Source organism: Mucilaginibacter sp. (assembly GCF_025359345.1).
Classification (GTDB): domain Bacteria; phylum Bacteroidota; class Bacteroidia; order Sphingobacteriales; family Sphingobacteriaceae; genus Mucilaginibacter.
Window position 1 is genome coordinate 181,528 of record NZ_JANYGQ010000005.1, and the last position, 17,312, is coordinate 198,839.

Below are 17,312 nucleotides of genomic sequence, written 5' to 3' on the forward strand. Positions count from 1 at the left end.
GTTTTAGCAAAAAACATCTCACCACCTCGCCCACTGCCCCAACTTCACATATTGTGATGGCGTTATCCCATTCAATTTTTTAAACGTTTCGTTAAAGGCCGATTTACTGGTAAAACCCACATCCATAGCGATACCAAAAATAGAATGATGGTCGAATTTGGGGTCGTCCAACCGTTTTTTTACTTCCTCAATCCTATAGTAATTAACTGCCTCGCTGAAAGTTTTGTCCAGGCGTTTATTGATAATTTTTGAAACAACGTTGGACTTCGCATCAGTTTTTTTGGCCAGCATATCTATCCGCAAATCGGGGTTCATAAATATCTTTTCTTGCTCAAAAAAATACAATATCCTGTTCAGCAGCTCTTCCTCGGTTTGCTGTTTTATATTGATGGATTTATATTTCTTATCGAAACCTGGCTTTAAAGTGTGCCAATCTGGCAATGCCTGGAAAGCTATGGTATAAATCAATCCACCTAAAGCCATGGCATAAATAAAATTGCCGTATACTGTGTAAAGACCGGTTATGCTGATATAAAAGATTATGCCCAGGAAAACAAGCGCAACTAAACTATAGGTAATGGTTAGCTTTTTAAGCCAGCGCAACCTTTGCTCAATCGGGAATTGAAACTGTTCTGCCGGACTTTTGACTGACTGCAGCATAAAGCGCCTTATCAGCAGAAAGTAAACCGTGAGGTGCACGAAATAAGTAACAAACCACATGGAGGTTTTCCAGTCCATGTGGCTTTTGCCTTCCATTACAGCATCGATAGTTAGTACCAAAATACGATCATCTACCGGGTTTTCCTGTCGCCAAATTACTGCCAGCGCCAAAAAGTAGGGCAAAAAATGCAACAAGTGCGTGTACCTGAATTTAAAATCTGCCGATATAACCGATAAAGTGTACAAGTAAAGCACCGGGCCCTGCAGCAGCAGCATGCCCCGGCCAAGGTTGGTTATGCCATGCCATTTTCGATAGAGATACGTTGCCTCGCAAAAGTTGCCGAATTGCACACAAAAGATAACCACCAATAACAGCATCAGCAATTGCCTTGCATTTTGATTGGCTGAGGGTCTTATAATTAATGATACCAAAAGAAATACACACTGCGACAGGAAGGCAATCAATAATATCGACCACAAGTTAAAATACATAGCTAAATAAGGGGTACGGTATTACAAATGTATACCTTTTTGCCGCACCTGCGCTTTAATTTGCCTGCAATTCAACCGCACGATATGAGAAAATATTATTTTGTATTGACGTAGTTCTTCAATTATTAATTCTGTGTAAAATCTCTGGCTTACTCAATAAACTTTACGAACAGACTTGGCATTAAAATCAGGCGCGCTCCTTATGGCATTAGCGGGTTTATAATTAAATACTTTTTCGTCAAAGCCCTGGTATTGAACAAGCCCGAAACTAATCAGCTTCTGATCGGCCAAACGCAAACCCGTTACACCTAGGAACTTGTTGAACGATGGCAATTTCACCTTGGTATAGTTACCTGCCGACGGCGAATAAAGCTCCACCTTTAAATCGGTACCAGTTGTATTTTCAAATGAAGCATGGTAATAGTCGAATGTTCCGGAAAATGAAGGAACAAAATTACTTAAGCTTGTCCCCGAAACATTGAACGTGGCATCAAAGGTCGGCACCGCATCGGGAATAGAAGGCCCTGTTGATACCTCTTCATATTCAAATCCCGACTTTAAATAGTAGGAATATAGTTCATATTCCTTAAAAGGCTCTTTAGGATACCTAAGTGTTAAACTACCTGTGTGTGTTTGCTGAACATCAAGCAAATAAGAATCGAAATGGACGATGTCGTTTTTGGCATACAATTGTAGGGCAATATCGCTCACAGGCCCTGCCAGCGTTTTTTCGGCCGGTATCTTGGTAACTTTACTGACATCAACATTAATACCAGCGGTTCCCAATGGGACGTCAAAGAAATTGTAAGTGTACTTGTTGTTTTTTAAAAGCTGAACGTATAATTTTTCGCCATTATCTATAAAAACATCCGGTTGAAAATTAACTGAATCAGCAATCGAAGAGGCTATCACTCCATACGCATTAGTGCTTATTAGAAGCTGGTCGAAACCGGATGTATTTTTTATATACGGCTTTATCGGCACTTTTGTCTGCTGGGGCAAAACGGAATAAAAGCTATTGTAGGTACTCCCCTTTTTTACCTGCAAATAACCTGTAATATTGGGTTTTGTGTTATCGAGAGGATTGATTATCACAAATACATTTAAACGGCTGCCCAGGTAAGGCGTTGCCGATACCAGCTTAAATTTAGTTGTACCCAGCACATATTTAGCTTGTCCAAGTATGCTGCCGTTCTCATCGGTAGCTACAAAATAAGCGCTGCTGCTATGGTTAAAATAATAGTCGTCAGGGTTAACATTAACATTTACCAACGTAGTTGTCTCGGCTGAAACATTTACATAGTTAAACGGTGCAAAAGTAACCTGCAGTGAGCCTGATTGTGTCGTAACCGCCACATTGTATTGGCTTAACGCCGCAATAGTAAGATTTTTAACAACCGACTGACCTGTGGTGGCCTCCTTAAAAATAATGTCGCCCTTCGCGCCGTCTTTCACATAGAGGTAGTAAAAACCGTTTTTTATGCCCATTTTATACTCTTTCCCATCGGGCTGCGCCTTAAATACCGGGGTTAAATTGGGCTGGATGAAACCCTGGCTTATGGTTATCAAACCGTCAGTAGTAGTAGCAATAAATGAAACCGCCTGTTTATTCTCCACACTGTAGCCCGTCAGCTTTGCATTAAAGCGGATAAATGTATCAGCAACCGCAGTCTGGTTTTTTGATGTGAGGGTAATGTTGTAGGTGCCTTTTTTAACAACTTTGCTATAGCTCACAATACTGGCTACATCGGTGCTGTCTTTAATCGTTGACAATACGGTGCCACCGGCATCGGTATTATCAATCTGAATAATAACTGACCCGCCCACTACATTTGTCCAGGTACTGTTTGTAAAAGTAGGGTAGGTTATATTTTGAATAGTTATTTCGGGCGTTACAGGAATAACCGGGTCCGGCTTTTTGTCAGATGGGCTGCATCCGTTCAATATCAATAGCAAAACAGGTATATATGATAAATATCTTTTCATTGTGCGATAGGTTAGCAGTCTTACTGAACGTTTGTTTTTGGGTGGAAGGGATACGATTGAATAACTACTTGTCCTTTCGAATTCGTTTTAAGGGAAGCGTCGAACTGGCTTTTTGCAACTACCGTTATATCCGCTTTGTAAACGTCTCCTTCAGTGCTGGTAAAAACCAACTGGCCGCTGGTGCTTCCCTTTACATACAAATAGGCATAACCATTGGCGTTACTTAGGTTAGCAACCGCTGCACCGGTCGGCTTAAATGTCGGGCTAACTGTTGTATCCAGCAAAGTCCTTTTAATCGTTATCACCCCATCGCTGGCGTCTACGTCCATCCCAATAACACCATCGGTGTTGATGTCAACTCCTGTTTTACTGGCGCTAAACCTAACATAGGGCGAAACCACGGCGTCATCAGCTGTGGCAAGGGTTATATCGTATTTACCTGCAAACAATTTCCATTGATAGGTTGACAATTTACCTAAATCAATAGTATGGGTTACTGACGATACGGTCATCGTATCGCTTGGGTATTTCGCATCGAAAGTAATTGTCGCGTTGCCGCCTAACACCTGTGCCCACGACGAGGAGGAATCTGTAGCAGCATCATTGCCGACGGCTTTGATGGAAATATTATAAGATGATTTTTGGATCGATATGTGCTCTTTGGAGCAACTAAAATATGCAAAGGCAATTACACAAAACGTTAAAATCTGTTTTTTCACTTGTGATGGTTTAGCACTGGTCTGACTAATATTATAATTGAGCTGCTAAAGTAGATTATTTTTTAACTAAAAGAATAGTTTTTTTTAAAATATTAAGGCCACGATAAATCGCAGCCTTATATTTCTATTTATCTCAATTAATTATTTGGTTCCCAGTCCCACCCACTGTTTCTCTAAATTCCAGCCCTCAACCAAAACTTTTGGCTGTACGCCACCTAATTTGGCTACCGGGGCGCTTACAGAAACTGTAATACTTTCGTGCGGGGCAAGGGTAAAGTAATTTGCCGACCAGTAGCTTGGCATAACTTCTTCGCCATTAGCCATTAGCTGAGGGCGCACAAAAAATGCCAGTTTGCCGGTGTTATTGGTGAGCTGCATTGTCCACTTGTTTTCTGCGGCGCCTTTTTCGGCACCCAACACCTTCACATCAACTTTGGTTGGGGCAAGGTTGTTTAATTCGGTAAGGTTGTTACCAGGCGCAAGCCAGTACACGTTATGTGACACTGTTTTACCTGCCGCGTTGGTTAAATTAAGCACTACAAAGCTTACGCCTTTTGCAGCAATAAGCGCTTCTTTTAGTTTGATGACCTCCTGTGTGCCTTCATCGGCAAAACCAATATGGCTTATGCTGAATGAGTTTAGTCTTTTGCTGTCGATATCAAAAATTTCGGCTTTAGCACTTAGTACGCCGGTCGCATGGTGCATCCGGTTTATTACAGCCGCAGTGGAGTCGTTTTGATTGAATTGGATATGTAATGGCTCCACTGCATTTTGCATAGCGTAGTAGCCTGCATTTGGCTCCAGGTACCAATCGTATATCTGCCAGACCACGCTTGGCAGGGCTGCATTCAGTTTCCAAAGCATTACGCCTCCGGTCTCAGTTAACTTATGGCCGGCTGCTTCGAATATACCCTGGTAACCAACGGCATTCATCAATTGCATCTTGTCCGAAAAGTTTACCATAGTTGCCGGCTGTCCATACCGTGTCACCATCTCGCTGATGTAATTGTCAAATTGCGCGGCTCCGGTGGCAGCATCGTGGTAACCCCAAGTGTTGTTAAGCGGGAAAGGCAATTTTGTGTCCCACACCAGGTTAGGGATAGTTTTAGCCAATGTAGTATAAGGCGGCTGCGATGGCAGGCCGGTTTCATCTTTAAATACCCAATCGCCGCCAACGTCCGCTTTCTTGTAGTACACTTTAGGGTCTTGCCAATTGTACGGGCCTCCACTATAAACACCCGATGCCTGATCGTCGGGCCAGGAGCCTTTCCAGCCGGCCGGCAGTTTGGCAAAGCCCGATGAGCTTGGGATGTAAGGGCGGGTGCCGTCAAGGTTAATGATTGCATCGCGCATGGCATCATATAATTCCTTGCGGGCGTGGCCTTCATTACCACCTGTCCACACCAATAAGCTCGGGTGGTTGCGGATGCGGTAAATAGTACTGGTAACGTTTTTTACAAATATATTTCCTTCCAGCGGCCAATCCGGTGAACCTTTAAATTCACCCTGGGTATCGCCGGTAACCCAAAAGTCCGACCATACCATTTCGCCATATTTATCGGCAGCGTTCCAAAATGCGTCAGGCGGGGTAACTCCCCCTCCCCAAATCCTCACCAAATTCACATTTGCGTTGCGGCAAAGGTGCATTTCATAATCATAACGGGCCGAATCGCGGTTTACCATCATATCAGGCACCCAGGCGCCGCCATTAAGGTGTACCCGTTTTCCATTTACAAAAAATTCGCGGCGCAAAAAATTGCCAACCATAGTGCCCTTTGAGCTTACCGTCCGTATGCCGAACACAAACGACGTGTCGTCTGCAATGCCATTGGCCGTAGTATATTGCAGGCGTATGCGGTAAAGGTTTGCCCTACCGTAGCCATTTGGCCACCATAAGTGCGGCTTTTGTATGGCCAACTGGCTTACTTTAGCTGCGTCAAGGCTAACATCGGCAGAGCCGCTTGCGTTAATATTCACGTTTTGCGAAAACTGAACAGGCAGTCCGGTAAAATTCTCGGGTTTTATTGTTACGGTTAGTTTGCCGTTTTGCGCCGTATCGCTGTGGTTTGATAGTGTTAAGTTTAATGATAGTTTGGCAACGCTTGTATCGGGCAGGTTTGCCAGGTCGGTTACCAATTTAGGCCGGCCAATAGTTACCGCGCCGGTTGTGCGCAGATAAACCGGTTGCCATATACCCATGTTACGGTCGCGCACTGGCGGAATCCAATCCCAGCCTACGGAGCAAAGCATGGTTACGTTTTTTCCGATATCCCCCGTAGGGCCACCATTTTCATAAAATGGCCCTAATGCTTTTAGTTGTTCTTTTGCGGGATAGCCCGGGTAATCCAGCGGATATATCTTAACTGCCAGCGCATTGTCGCCACCTGCATTTACTGCATTCGTTACATCCAGGTTATAATCAGCAAACATGCCTGCCATTTGGGCACTGTCGGCAATTTGTTTACCATTAACCCAAACCGCCGCACGGTAATTTATTCCCTTAAATATCAACTGGAAATGACGGCCCTTGTCGCCGGCAGGCACTTTAAATGTGGTTCGGTACCAATATGGTTTTTTCCATGGATTGGGGTCATTTGGTAAATGGCTGTATTGTTCAAGGTTGTATTCCTTATTAAACTGGTCGGATGCATCGGGGATCAGCATGTTATTTAACCCCTGGTATGGATCAGGATAAATATGATTGGCCACCAGCCCGGTAAGCACTGTCGATGGTACCTTAACAGGCATCCAATAAACCGGCGACTTGTATTGCGTTGTCGACAATTCCGGCCCGTCCGCTTTCACCAGCGATGACGACTGCAAATCGAAGTTTACAAGTTTAACCTGTTTAACACTTTGCGCCGATAACGAGCAAGGGATAACACCCGAAATAAGGGCAAACGCCACCAGGCGAACAATTTTTTTCATCATAGTTATTTTATGCCGGGGCAATTTATCCCCACAGGTTAAAAAAGGTAAATCAACGGCAGGTAAGTGTTTAAGCCGGTAAAATTTACAGGGGTAAATCTAACTAACTTAACCATGCGGTAAATTGTACTAATTTACCCTTTTATTATATTATTTTGAAATGGGGGCGCTTTTATCGCGCAATTTGGCGGTATTGTTTTTTAATACGATTAATGGCGTAAACCTGTCCCATCTTTTTGTAACGCCGGTTTGGTTCATAAGATCGCGGCCGGGGACTGAAAAGTTACCTAAAATTACATCCGGGTAACCGTCATTGTCCAAATCGGCTACTTCCATGGTTAACCACCTCCCTCTATCACTTATCGGGATTTCGTGGGCCTTAAATTGATTTGGCCTGGTTTGTTCGAGGTAAACAAAGCCTTGTTTTGGGTCGTCCTTAAAATCGGGAAAATATGCAATGGTGGCTATATCAAGGTCACCGTCGTGGTCAAAGTCGGCGGCCATAGCTTTAGTCGAACCGTCAATATGATAAAAGTAAGTTTGCTTAAACTGCCAGTCGCCAAGGTTGGTGAAAATATACACACCGTGGTAAGGTTTTAACACAGGTGACAGATCGCTGTTGTCGCCGCACGTGTATAATATGTCGGGTTTGCCATCGTGGTTAAAATCAGCCAGCTGAAAACTGCTGGAGCCATATATCGGCGGAAAATGTAATATGTTTTTTGTGATAAACCCGCCTTTTTTATTATTTAAAAATAGCCATATCCCTTCGTCGGCCTGGGCAAAAAGGCACATTAAATCAGGATAACCATCATTGTTAAAATCGCCGGTCACCATTTGTTCGCTGCCTGGCGCCGTCCTTATAACGGTTTTTTTATAACGATGATCTTTTTGTTGTGTAAACAGGTATAAACCACCAATGTTGCGGCCAAAACCGCAGGTTACGTAATCAAGCAGCCCGTCTCTATTAAAATCAGCCGATATGGTTTGCACCGGCCTTGGTAAACTATCGGCAACAACAACAGGATTGGCGGCACTTTTATCCAGGTTGATTGCTGTGACTGCTCCTTTTAATAGGTCATTGGGGTTAAGTATACCTATGCACGTAATTAAAGCAAGATTTTTATCAGTACCATTTGAATAGAAATTAGCGCCAACTGCCGGCGTTGGCATTTTTGCAACCAGCGATGCTTCAAGCTTTTCGTTCCAGCTGTAAAGATTATTGCGCATGTCGCCGCTGTACAACTTTTTATCGCCAGGGTTATAAGCAAGTAGGGTGGTATTGGCATCGTCTCCTTCAGCACGACTTACTTTTCCAGGCTTTTCAAGGCTAAAAATTGCCCAATCGCTAACTGAAGGCGATTTTGGACTTAACAGTTTTTCGGGCGCTTCTTTTTTATAAAAAGCTATAATATCTTCAAAATCAGCTGGTGCAATCGTCGAAAGCCGTGTAACGCCGTATTTTCCAAAAAACGATTCCAGCTTAAATTGTTTGGCCATTTCAGGCAGTACCCCGCTCACCCAGGTGTGCTTATCTATTAACGATGGTTCGGGATACTCGTGGCAGCTTTTGCAATAGATTTGGGATAGTTCCCGGCCATTGTCGACCTGCTTTTGTTCAACACTTCTTAAATCAATTACGCGTAAGCTCAGCAAAACAATGATAATAACCGCGACAGCAGGAACAAATAATAGCAAATACTTCACTTTCGGACTAAACAAATTACGCATGTTGCCTGCAAACAATACCGGATTACACCGGTGACACAAAAGCTTTATGAATAAGGCAATGTCTCACCAGGTTTTAAGATTGAGTTAAAAACTAATTATCGGGATACCTGCCAATCGGCAGATAGTATACCGCGGTTAAATATAGTAGCTACAGCTATATAACGAAGTAAGCTTTTGGATAGTTTTTTTAGGATAGCGAAATCTTTACAAAGTATCACGAATGTTACGTGCTTTTTTGCGTCAATTTATACCGGGGGTAACCGCCTTCCAACCCGCGTGTTTTTGCGCTATCTTAACAAAAAAGGCGGGACCAGGTTTTCAACCTTCGTCCCGCCTTTTTTTCCTCCCGGTGATCCCGATAAGCTATTTTTTAAAGTTATTCTGCAATATTATAAAGGGAAGTTTTTTGTCCCAGGTTTGCTTTAAGCCGGGCTGGAGATTATACCCGGTAGAAAAATTCCCGAGTACAACATCAGGTTTTCCATCATTATTAATATCGCCAACATCCATGCTTTTCCAGCGGCCGTATTTACTTACCGGCAAGGTATACGGTTTAAAACTGAAAGACTTATCCTGTTCAAAATAAATGCAACTCTCTGCCGGATTGTCTTTAAGATCAGCAAAAAAAGCGGTGGTAACTATATCCAATTTGCCGTCTGCATTAAAGTCGGCAGTAACAAATTTTGTACAACCATTAATGGGATAAAACCATTGCTGTTTGAAATTAAAGTCGCCGGTGTTTTTATACAGGTATAAACCATGATAAGGCTTCAATATCCGCGAATCGTTATAATTATAACCGCAACTATAAATAAGGTCGGGATTCCCATCGTGATCAATATCAGCCAGCTCAAAATCGGTCGACCCATATACCGGCGGAAAGCTCAATAACCGCTTTTGGGTAAAGCCGCCATGCTGATCGTTCAGAAACATTATCAACCCTTCGTCGCCACGGCCAAATAACACCATAAGGTCAGGCCATCCATCTTTATTAAAATCGCCGCTAACAGCCTTAACTGCGCCGGCTTTATCTGAGATATTTACCTGGGTTACGCTATGATCGGGGTTTTGTTTGAATAAATAAACCCCGCCTTTTGAGCCACCTTGCCCGCAAACCACCCAATCCATCAGCCCGTCTTTATTAAAATCGCCTTGCAGGGTTTGTACCGGTCGTGCCAATTCCGAAGCAAAAACAGTGGGTTTTAGCTTATCATCGTCTAGGTTAACACTCATTACTTTTCCGTTCGGAAAATCCACAGGATCCAACTGACCAATAGCTGCGAATTGACCGCTGGTAGCCCCCTTCTCATTTTTAACAAAGCTGGCATGTACCGCCGGCGATGGCAATATAACCGATTTGCTGAGTTTTAAATTGCTATCCCATTCCTGCAAGAGGTTCGAAACGCCATCTGACGTGTAAATTTTGTGGTTGTAAGGGTTTATGGCCGCCATAATAGTATAGGCCACATTAGGTTGCGCTTTAGGCTGTACAACGTTAAAGGCTGCCATGCCGCTCACAGCTGCAACGGGCGGCTTGGCGGCTGGCAACGAACCGGGCGCCATTTTTTGATAGTACGCAACTATGTTTTGCCATTCAAGTAATGTTAAACCCGATGTATCCCTTTTAAAATAGCCTCCAAGGTAAGCGGTCATACCCAGATACTTACCCATTGCAGGTAAGGTATGATATTTCCAAACATCTTTAGTAAGCGCGTTTACCGGTACCAGCGCGTGGCACTTTGTGCAGTTTATCTGCACGAGATTTTTACCGTCAACAATCGTATCGCCGGTTAGAGCGTACCTGTTATTACTGCCCCCCTGGTTTTTACAGCCGTTAAGTAAAACGCTGCCTGTAAAGGCAATTGTTAGTAAATATAAAGATGAAGTGAGCGTGTGAAATATATTACGCTTCATATTGATCAAGAGTATCCTGTTTTAATTGGTTAATTTTAATTTATTCCAAACAAATTCGGCCATCTGTTTTCCCTGTTGTGCACCCACCAGAGAGCTATTAAGGTAGTGTATACCACCGTAGTAGCGACTAAGGGCCGTTTCTTCGGCCGCTAACGAAAATGATTTAAAATGACGCTGCATACCTATGTATTTGATATCGCTTGTATCCTGAAATTCGAAGTTGTCGCCAAAAAGATGCGTAAGCATTACTGCCGAAGCTGCGCTTATGGTTGAGTGACCCGCGGTATACTCAGGGAACGGTGGGGTTTGCAGTAAAGGCAGCCAGTTGTGATCTATTTTCTCGTTGATATTGGTAACCGGACGAGCATAACTGTATTTATATTTCACTTCCCAGCAGCAAATAAAGGCATCATACAGGGCAATTGAGGTAAGCGCATACGCCAGCGCGGTTTTAACCCCGTCGGCATGTGTTTTTTTACAGGCAATTGTGGTTATCCCTATCCAGTGCCCCCCCGGCGTGATCTTTTTGTCGGCAAACATCAGGTGGCCATTGTGCTGTATAACAAACGGGTTATCGTCCCAAAACTTTGCTATTTCAATTTGCTCCTTAGTAAGGTTTTTATTGGTATTATAAACATCAGTGTATTGTTTTACAAAGGCGCTGTTTTTATCTTCGCTGTAAGGTGGAGGTGGCGGCGGCGAAAACAGGGTTGATGTATCGATTGCAAACGAATGGATAGTTCCCCAGCAAAACTCTACACCATCCATATAATCCGGAGGAGTTGGACGCCATTTGGCAGGACTATTTTCGCCCAGGTATTTGGGTTTGCCCCGGCTTTGCGGATAGCCGTCAGCCGCCGACCTTTTTAATACCAACTTTCCTATTTTCTCACCAAAATCAACAGATCGAGCATAGGTTGAGTCATCCAGGTTTTCTTTGTACATGGCGTACACCTTGTCTTCGTACTTCTTAAGGGTGTCAACCGAAAAGGTAATTTTGTGCGCTACTGTAAAAAATGCTTTGGTTGCAGCAAGGGCAAAGTTATATTGCTTGCCTTTTTGCGGCTCGGGTGGTTTACCAAAACCTTTAAGTTGCGTAATTATTGAGTTATATTTCGGGCTGGCATAACGCATAGCCTCGTACGATGCGAGGGCAGTGTAGCCATATATACGCGCAGCTACCGGCGGGGTAAATACATCGTAAATAATTACTTGGGTAAGCTGATCCTCGTTGTTGTGCAGCACGTCGGCATCACTCAACATAGCGGTTTTTTGTTGCTGCTTACAACTTGCGGCAACCAAAACGCCAATTAAAACGGCTAATATTTTAAAATGTCTCATAAAAGGTATTAATTAAGGGGGATATTCCGTACGTGGCCATAACTATCCGTTATGGTAACTGTTTCCATTGTTTTGTCAATACTAAAAAACCTGCCCGACTGCGACAGAAAAGATGTACCATTATAAAATTCCTGTTTCCCGGTTTGGCCGTTTTTATACTTAATAGTAGCAAACACGTCGAGTGGATTGAGTTGAACGGTCTTAACCGGCCTTTTTAACTCGAATATTTTCATCACGTCGCGGTTTTGCGTGGCCGCCAGTAAGTAGTTGCCTTTGGCGCCCCTTAATTTTACGAGCGCTTTGCCGTCGCCGGGAATGTAAACACCGCCTTGTTGCAAGGTTAGGGGCTTAAAGTGTCCTTTTCCATCGCCTTTAAGTATCAAGCCGTTAAAAGCATCATACCTGCCGGTAGAGACTTCGGTGCCAAAATCGTTACCACTAATGGCCACATCAAGATTTCCATCACCGTCAAAGTCGTCAACCACCATGCCGTTAAGCTGCGATATTTGCGCTTCTATCGGTAATGGCGTTATGGTAAATTTACCGTTGCCCTGGTTCTGCAAATAGCACGACTGCAAAATATTGGCTTTTAATCGTACGGCGCCTTTACGCATTTCCGGTGTAATTACCGAGTCGAACGTGGCGGTAGCAAACGACTTATAATTTTGGAATTTTACCCGCATACTAATCATCTGTTTCACTGCATCATCGCGCGTTTGGGCTGGGAATTCTTTCATTTCTCCGTCCTGATCTTTCAAAAAAACCGATGGAAATGCATCATAACTGCCATTATTATCAAAATCCTTGGCTGTAATATAAACCGGGTAATTATCTGTTGCCTTGTAAAAAGTATTTAGGCCTGTGTTGCCAACTATATAGTCTACTTTACCATCGTGGTTAAAATCACCGGCTGTAATTGAGTTCCACCAGCCTAGTTTGTCAGCGATACCTGTATTGGCCGTAACATTTTTAAATACACCGTGGTCATTTTTCAGGAACGTTATCGGCATCCATTCGCCTGTAAGTATCAAATCAGGCCATCCATCGTTGTCAAAATCACTAAATGTAGCATCGCAAACCATGCCGATATTTTTAAGATCCTTTGCAACCGACGCAGTAACGTCTGTAAATTTAAGGTGCCCGTCTTTACTGTCATTACGTAATATTATGCTCGAAACAGGTTTCGGATAACTCCATGGTTCCACGCGGCCCGATACAAACAAATCCAGCTTTCCGTCTTTATTATAATCAATAGCCTTCACACAAAGCTTACTGGTAAAATTTGGGGGCAGCGCGTCTGGTTGCAGCGTAAAGTTACCTTTCCCATCGTTTATATAAATCCGGTCCTGGTAATAGGCAGAATTTGGTGTCTTTTCGTAGCCCCCGCTGGCCACGTATAAATCAAGCTTGCCATCGCCATTGGCATCAAACAATAGCAACCCCTCGTCTTTAAATCGCTGGTTGGACTTTTGTTGTTCGGCTCCAAAAAGCGGCCGCTGTATAAATTTTCCATTTGCCTGCTGTAGTAATAGCTGGGCAGGAAACTCGGATGTGCCACCGACGACCATATCATCAAAACCATTACCGTCAACGTCGCCAACAGCCACGGCGGGTGTATATTGGGATAGTTTATGAGGGATAAGTTTTTGTATATTAAAATCGGCCAAATCTTCTTCCACATGTTTATAACTAACACCAACCGACTTAGTTACTTCACGGAATAATGAGCCATTGTTTTGTTCCGGGTGATTAAACGAATAATTATCGTGGGCGTTGGTAATATCAACTTTCAGTACCTGGTCGGTCTTAACATTGGTAATTGTTTGCTTTTTATTGTTTTGCCACCTTATTACCACCGAGTCGATAACAGAATCGCGCCCAAGTCCAAAATGTGCAATATTTTGTATAGTAGAAAGATAGCCCCTGTAAGGAGTATTTTCATATACCTGGTGCTTGCCATGTTCGTAGTAAATATCAGCCCAGGCGCCTATGCCGTTTATGTTTTGGGGGTCGCCTTTAAACTTTATTTGCAAATAATGGCTGTCTGCTTTATCCTTTTCGCGCGAGGTATTTTTATAAATGAACGCTTCGTCATCGATATTATTTATTACCATATCCATGTCGCCGTCATTATCCAAATCAGCGTATACCGCTCCGTTTGAAAACGAGGGTTGTGTTAAACCCCAATTCTTTGTAACATCGGTGAACTCGAGCTTGCCGCCATTCTTAAATGCATAGTTTGGAATTTTAACAATCGGAATCTGGTCGAGAATTTGTTTTTTGCTGGCAATCAGATACGCCTCAGCCCTGAACGTGGTAAAATCGTGGTCCGTTACATCACGGGGATAACCGTTTGTAATCACAATATCCCTGAAACCGTCGTTATCAAAATCTGTAATCAGGGGGCACCAGCTCCAATCGGTTTGGGCGGTACCACTTAAAAAAGAAGTTTCACTAAAAGCGGGATCGCCTATCGAGTCTTTTTGTCCTGGCCGCGGCCCCTGGTTTACCTGCAGTGTATTACGGTTATATTGAAACTGGTAGCCATAATAATCAAAATTTTGATACAACTGGTAGGTGTTTGAACCCATAAACATTTTGCGCCGGTAATTGTCTTCTGGGCTCATGTCAAGCTCAAAAACATCGGCTAGTCCATCGTTATTTATATCCTCAATATCCTGACCCATTGCGCTGTTGGCCGTGTGTTTAAAATACTGTTTTGATTTGTCGGTAAACGTACCGTCGTGGTTATTAATGTATAAAATGTTGTTGCTTAAAAAATCATTGGTAACATAAATATCTTTCCAGCCATCGCGGTTAATATCAACAATACTGGCTGCGTGCCCGTACCCTTCTATTAAAATGTTGGCCTGTTTTGAAACATCGTGATAAACGCCGTGTTTTAAAACAGGATCCCAATCATTACGGTACAGCCTGCCGGTACTCCTTCGTGAACCATCCTTCGCTATCGGCCTGAAACTACTTGTATTTTCATTGGGGGCCGCTTCGTTAACGGTCAGGTACATATCAAGATCACCATCATTATCATAATCAAAAAACGACGCCATGGTTGAGTGTACGTTTATATCAAGTCCGTATTCTTTCCCCATCTCTTTAAAATGAGGTACACCGTTTTTATCAATGCCCTGGTTTACGTAAAGCAGGTTACGCCGCTTTAACGAATCATTTAGCAGGGTATAACAAACATAAATATCCATTAAACCGTCGTTGTTTATATCAACTACAGCTACGCCTCTGCCCCAGCCATTTGAACCCTTCACACCAGCCTGTTCGGTAACATCATCAAACTTCATGTTCCCTTTGTTGAGGTACAATTTGTTCGATACCGCATTGCCTACAAAGTAAATATCCTGCAACCCATCGTTATTAAAATCGCCAATGCCAACGCCGCCACCGTTATATATATTAAGCTTATCTAAAGGGTTAATGGTATCGTTTTCAACAATGGTATTTGCAAAGGTTACTCCCGATACAGACGAAGGTATTTTTTCGAATAAAACATTGTGCTGTTTGCATGAAAAGAATAAAGCGGGTAAACAGCAAAAGAAAAAATAGCGGAAGAATCTCATGTTTAAATTATACGCTAATGTATAAAATAAAAAAGAGGTGAAGATATTATCTCCACCTCTTTTTTATAAAATATTAAAAATCAATTGTAACCAGGGTTTTGTTTGATTGCACCGTTGGTTAAGTTAATTTGTGAAATTGGAACAGGGAATAATTCACTTCTTCCTGCAACAAAATGAGCGCTGTTTAACAATGCAGAAGGGAAGTTTGGAACGTGAACTTCGTGGTTTAAGTAACCATTCAGCACACCAGCCATATAGCCAGATCCCATTGGGCCACCAAAGATACCATCCCAACGCTGTAAGTCGAAGAAACGGTGGCCTTCCATACCCAATTCAAGCCTGCGTTCAAATTGAACAGCTTTGCGGGCAAAATCTTTACCTTGGGTTGCAAAGCTCATAGCTGCATTGCTAGTTCCGCCGTTTACTCCGGCATAGGTGCCATAGTAACCAACTTTGTAATTAGCAGCAGGGATGTCTGTGAACCCGCCAGTAGAGTTGCCGTCATCTTTGTAGGTATGTACCCAGCCGGTTTTGTCGGCGGCACGATCCCTAACCCAGTTAACATAACCCTGTGCTTTATCTAAGCTACCAATTTCGATCTCAGCTTCAGCTGCCCAAAGCAATACATCGGCAAAACGGATAGCATTGTAACCGTTAGCAACCGACTGGTTTGGAGCCCAGCCTTCGTAAGCTTCGCTGGTTGATGCCTGCGCAGATTTATAGTAAGTGTTTTTGATAGGAACGTACGGACCGCCATCTGTTTGGTCACGAGCCCAAGAGGCGCCTGGCATAATTCCCCAATCAAGGTAAGGTATACCACGACGGCCAACTGACCAATCCAGACGTGGGTCAAGTGTACCTGCATAAGGTGTAAATGGCTTGTCAGAACCAACGTTTTGGTCATTGGCGATATCGCTGTCATTATAAGTATCTAACAATGGTAAACCAGTGGCAGCGTCAACTTTAAATGCGTTTGCGAAACTGAATGATGGCTGGAAGAAACCGCAGCAGGTAGCGGGACCGGCTGAAGGAAAATTCAGTGTACCACCAGAAGCACCGTTGTCGCCATTTGAGCCGTCATGTACTGATGCCTGGATGACAAAAACACCTTCAGAGTTGTTTTTTGTTGAAGCGTTAAAGTTATCAGCATAGTGAACAAGCGCGTACTTAGTGCCGCTTGAAGTAACGCCATTGGCTATCAGATCGTTTAAAAGCGGAAGCGCTTGTGCATATTTATGGTCGTACATGTACGCCTTTGCAAGAAATGCCTGGGCAGCGTATTTATTCACGCGGCCTTTTTCACTTTGCGTTGCAGGCAGGTCGGCCATTGCAGCAGTTAAATCTGCTTCAATTTTATCCCAAATCGGGCCGGGGTTACCAATGTTAAAGTTACCATTATCATAAGTAACTGTTTCATCTGCATAAGGTACGTTTCTCCAAAGTTTTGCCAGGTCAAATTCGTAAAAAGCCCGCAGGAACCTGCTTTCGGCAATTACTTCTTTGGCATAAGCTGGGGTAACTGATCCGTCTTTAACTAACGGCAGCTCGCGCAAAACGTCGTTAGCACGCTGAACGCCGTTAAACATTACACGCCATTTCGGGTCCAGGTAGTTATTACTTGAAGTTGCAATGTATGCTTCAATTTTACCTGCATCGGCTTGGTCATCCGGGGTAGAGCCTTTGTGTGCATCATCTGCCGCGACACTACCGTAAATCCAGTTGTCAGTACCTGTCATCCAGGTATTTCCAGGCTGCCCGCCGTAAGTTCCATCTAATAATGAATAGGCGCCGATTAATAGACCATCGACCCCGGCCTTATTGGCAAGGATGATGGTGTTCAATGATCCTGTTGGTGTCCTGTTAAGGTAGTCCTTGCACGAATAAGACAGTGCAAGTACCGCCATGGCACCCGGGATAATTAGTTTACTGTTAAATTTTTTCATAACTATAT

General features: G+C 43.4%; 9 protein-coding genes. All 9 read right to left on the reverse strand.

The annotated features are described in order from the left end of the window. Positions 1–18: 18 nt before the first annotated feature. The 9 genes from Q0R52_RS02650 to Q0R52_RS02690 all read right to left on the reverse strand — a co-directional run bounded on the left by Q0R52_RS02650 (position 19) and on the right by Q0R52_RS02690 (position 17,304). A complete protein-coding gene (locus tag Q0R52_RS02650) occupies positions 19–1,152 on the reverse strand; it encodes a helix-turn-helix domain-containing protein (RefSeq protein ID WP_295791844.1) in 1,134 nt (377 codons plus the stop codon). Positions 1,153–1,305: 153 nt separating this feature from the next. Next, a complete protein-coding gene (locus tag Q0R52_RS02655; RefSeq protein WP_295791845.1) occupies positions 1,306–3,138 on the reverse strand; it encodes a hypothetical protein in 1,833 nt (610 codons plus the stop codon). Between the two features lie 20 nt (positions 3,139–3,158). After that, a complete protein-coding gene (locus Q0R52_RS02660) occupies positions 3,159–3,857 on the reverse strand; it encodes a hypothetical protein (RefSeq protein ID WP_295791847.1) in 699 nt (232 codons plus the stop codon). A 141-nt stretch (positions 3,858–3,998) separates the two neighbouring features. Beyond that, a complete protein-coding gene (locus Q0R52_RS02665; RefSeq protein ID WP_295791849.1) occupies positions 3,999–6,788 on the reverse strand; it encodes a sugar-binding domain-containing protein in 2,790 nt (929 codons plus the stop codon). A gap of 147 nt (positions 6,789–6,935) precedes the next feature. Next, entirely contained in the window at positions 6,936–8,492 is a 1,557-nt protein-coding gene (locus tag Q0R52_RS02670; protein WP_295791850.1) for a VCBS repeat-containing protein, read from the reverse strand. Between the two features lie 387 nt (positions 8,493–8,879). Then, positions 8,880–10,430: a VCBS repeat-containing protein gene (locus tag Q0R52_RS02675; protein WP_295791852.1), complete on the reverse strand. Its 1,551-nt coding sequence runs from the start codon at positions 10,428–10,430 to the stop codon at positions 8,880–8,882. A 21-nt stretch (positions 10,431–10,451) separates the two neighbouring features. Then, on the reverse strand, positions 10,452–11,771 hold the full coding sequence (locus Q0R52_RS02680) for a vanadium-dependent haloperoxidase (RefSeq protein WP_295791854.1): 1,320 nt from the start codon (positions 11,769–11,771) through the stop codon (positions 10,452–10,454). Between the two features lie 8 nt (positions 11,772–11,779). Continuing rightward, positions 11,780–15,361, reverse strand: coding sequence for a VCBS repeat-containing protein (locus Q0R52_RS02685; RefSeq protein WP_295791856.1), 3,582 nt, complete (start codon positions 15,359–15,361; stop codon positions 11,780–11,782). Between the two features lie 80 nt (positions 15,362–15,441). Beyond that, positions 15,442–17,304, reverse strand: coding sequence for a RagB/SusD family nutrient uptake outer membrane protein (locus Q0R52_RS02690; RefSeq protein WP_295791857.1), 1,863 nt, complete (start codon positions 17,302–17,304; stop codon positions 15,442–15,444). Between the last annotated feature and the right edge of the window lie 8 nt (positions 17,305–17,312).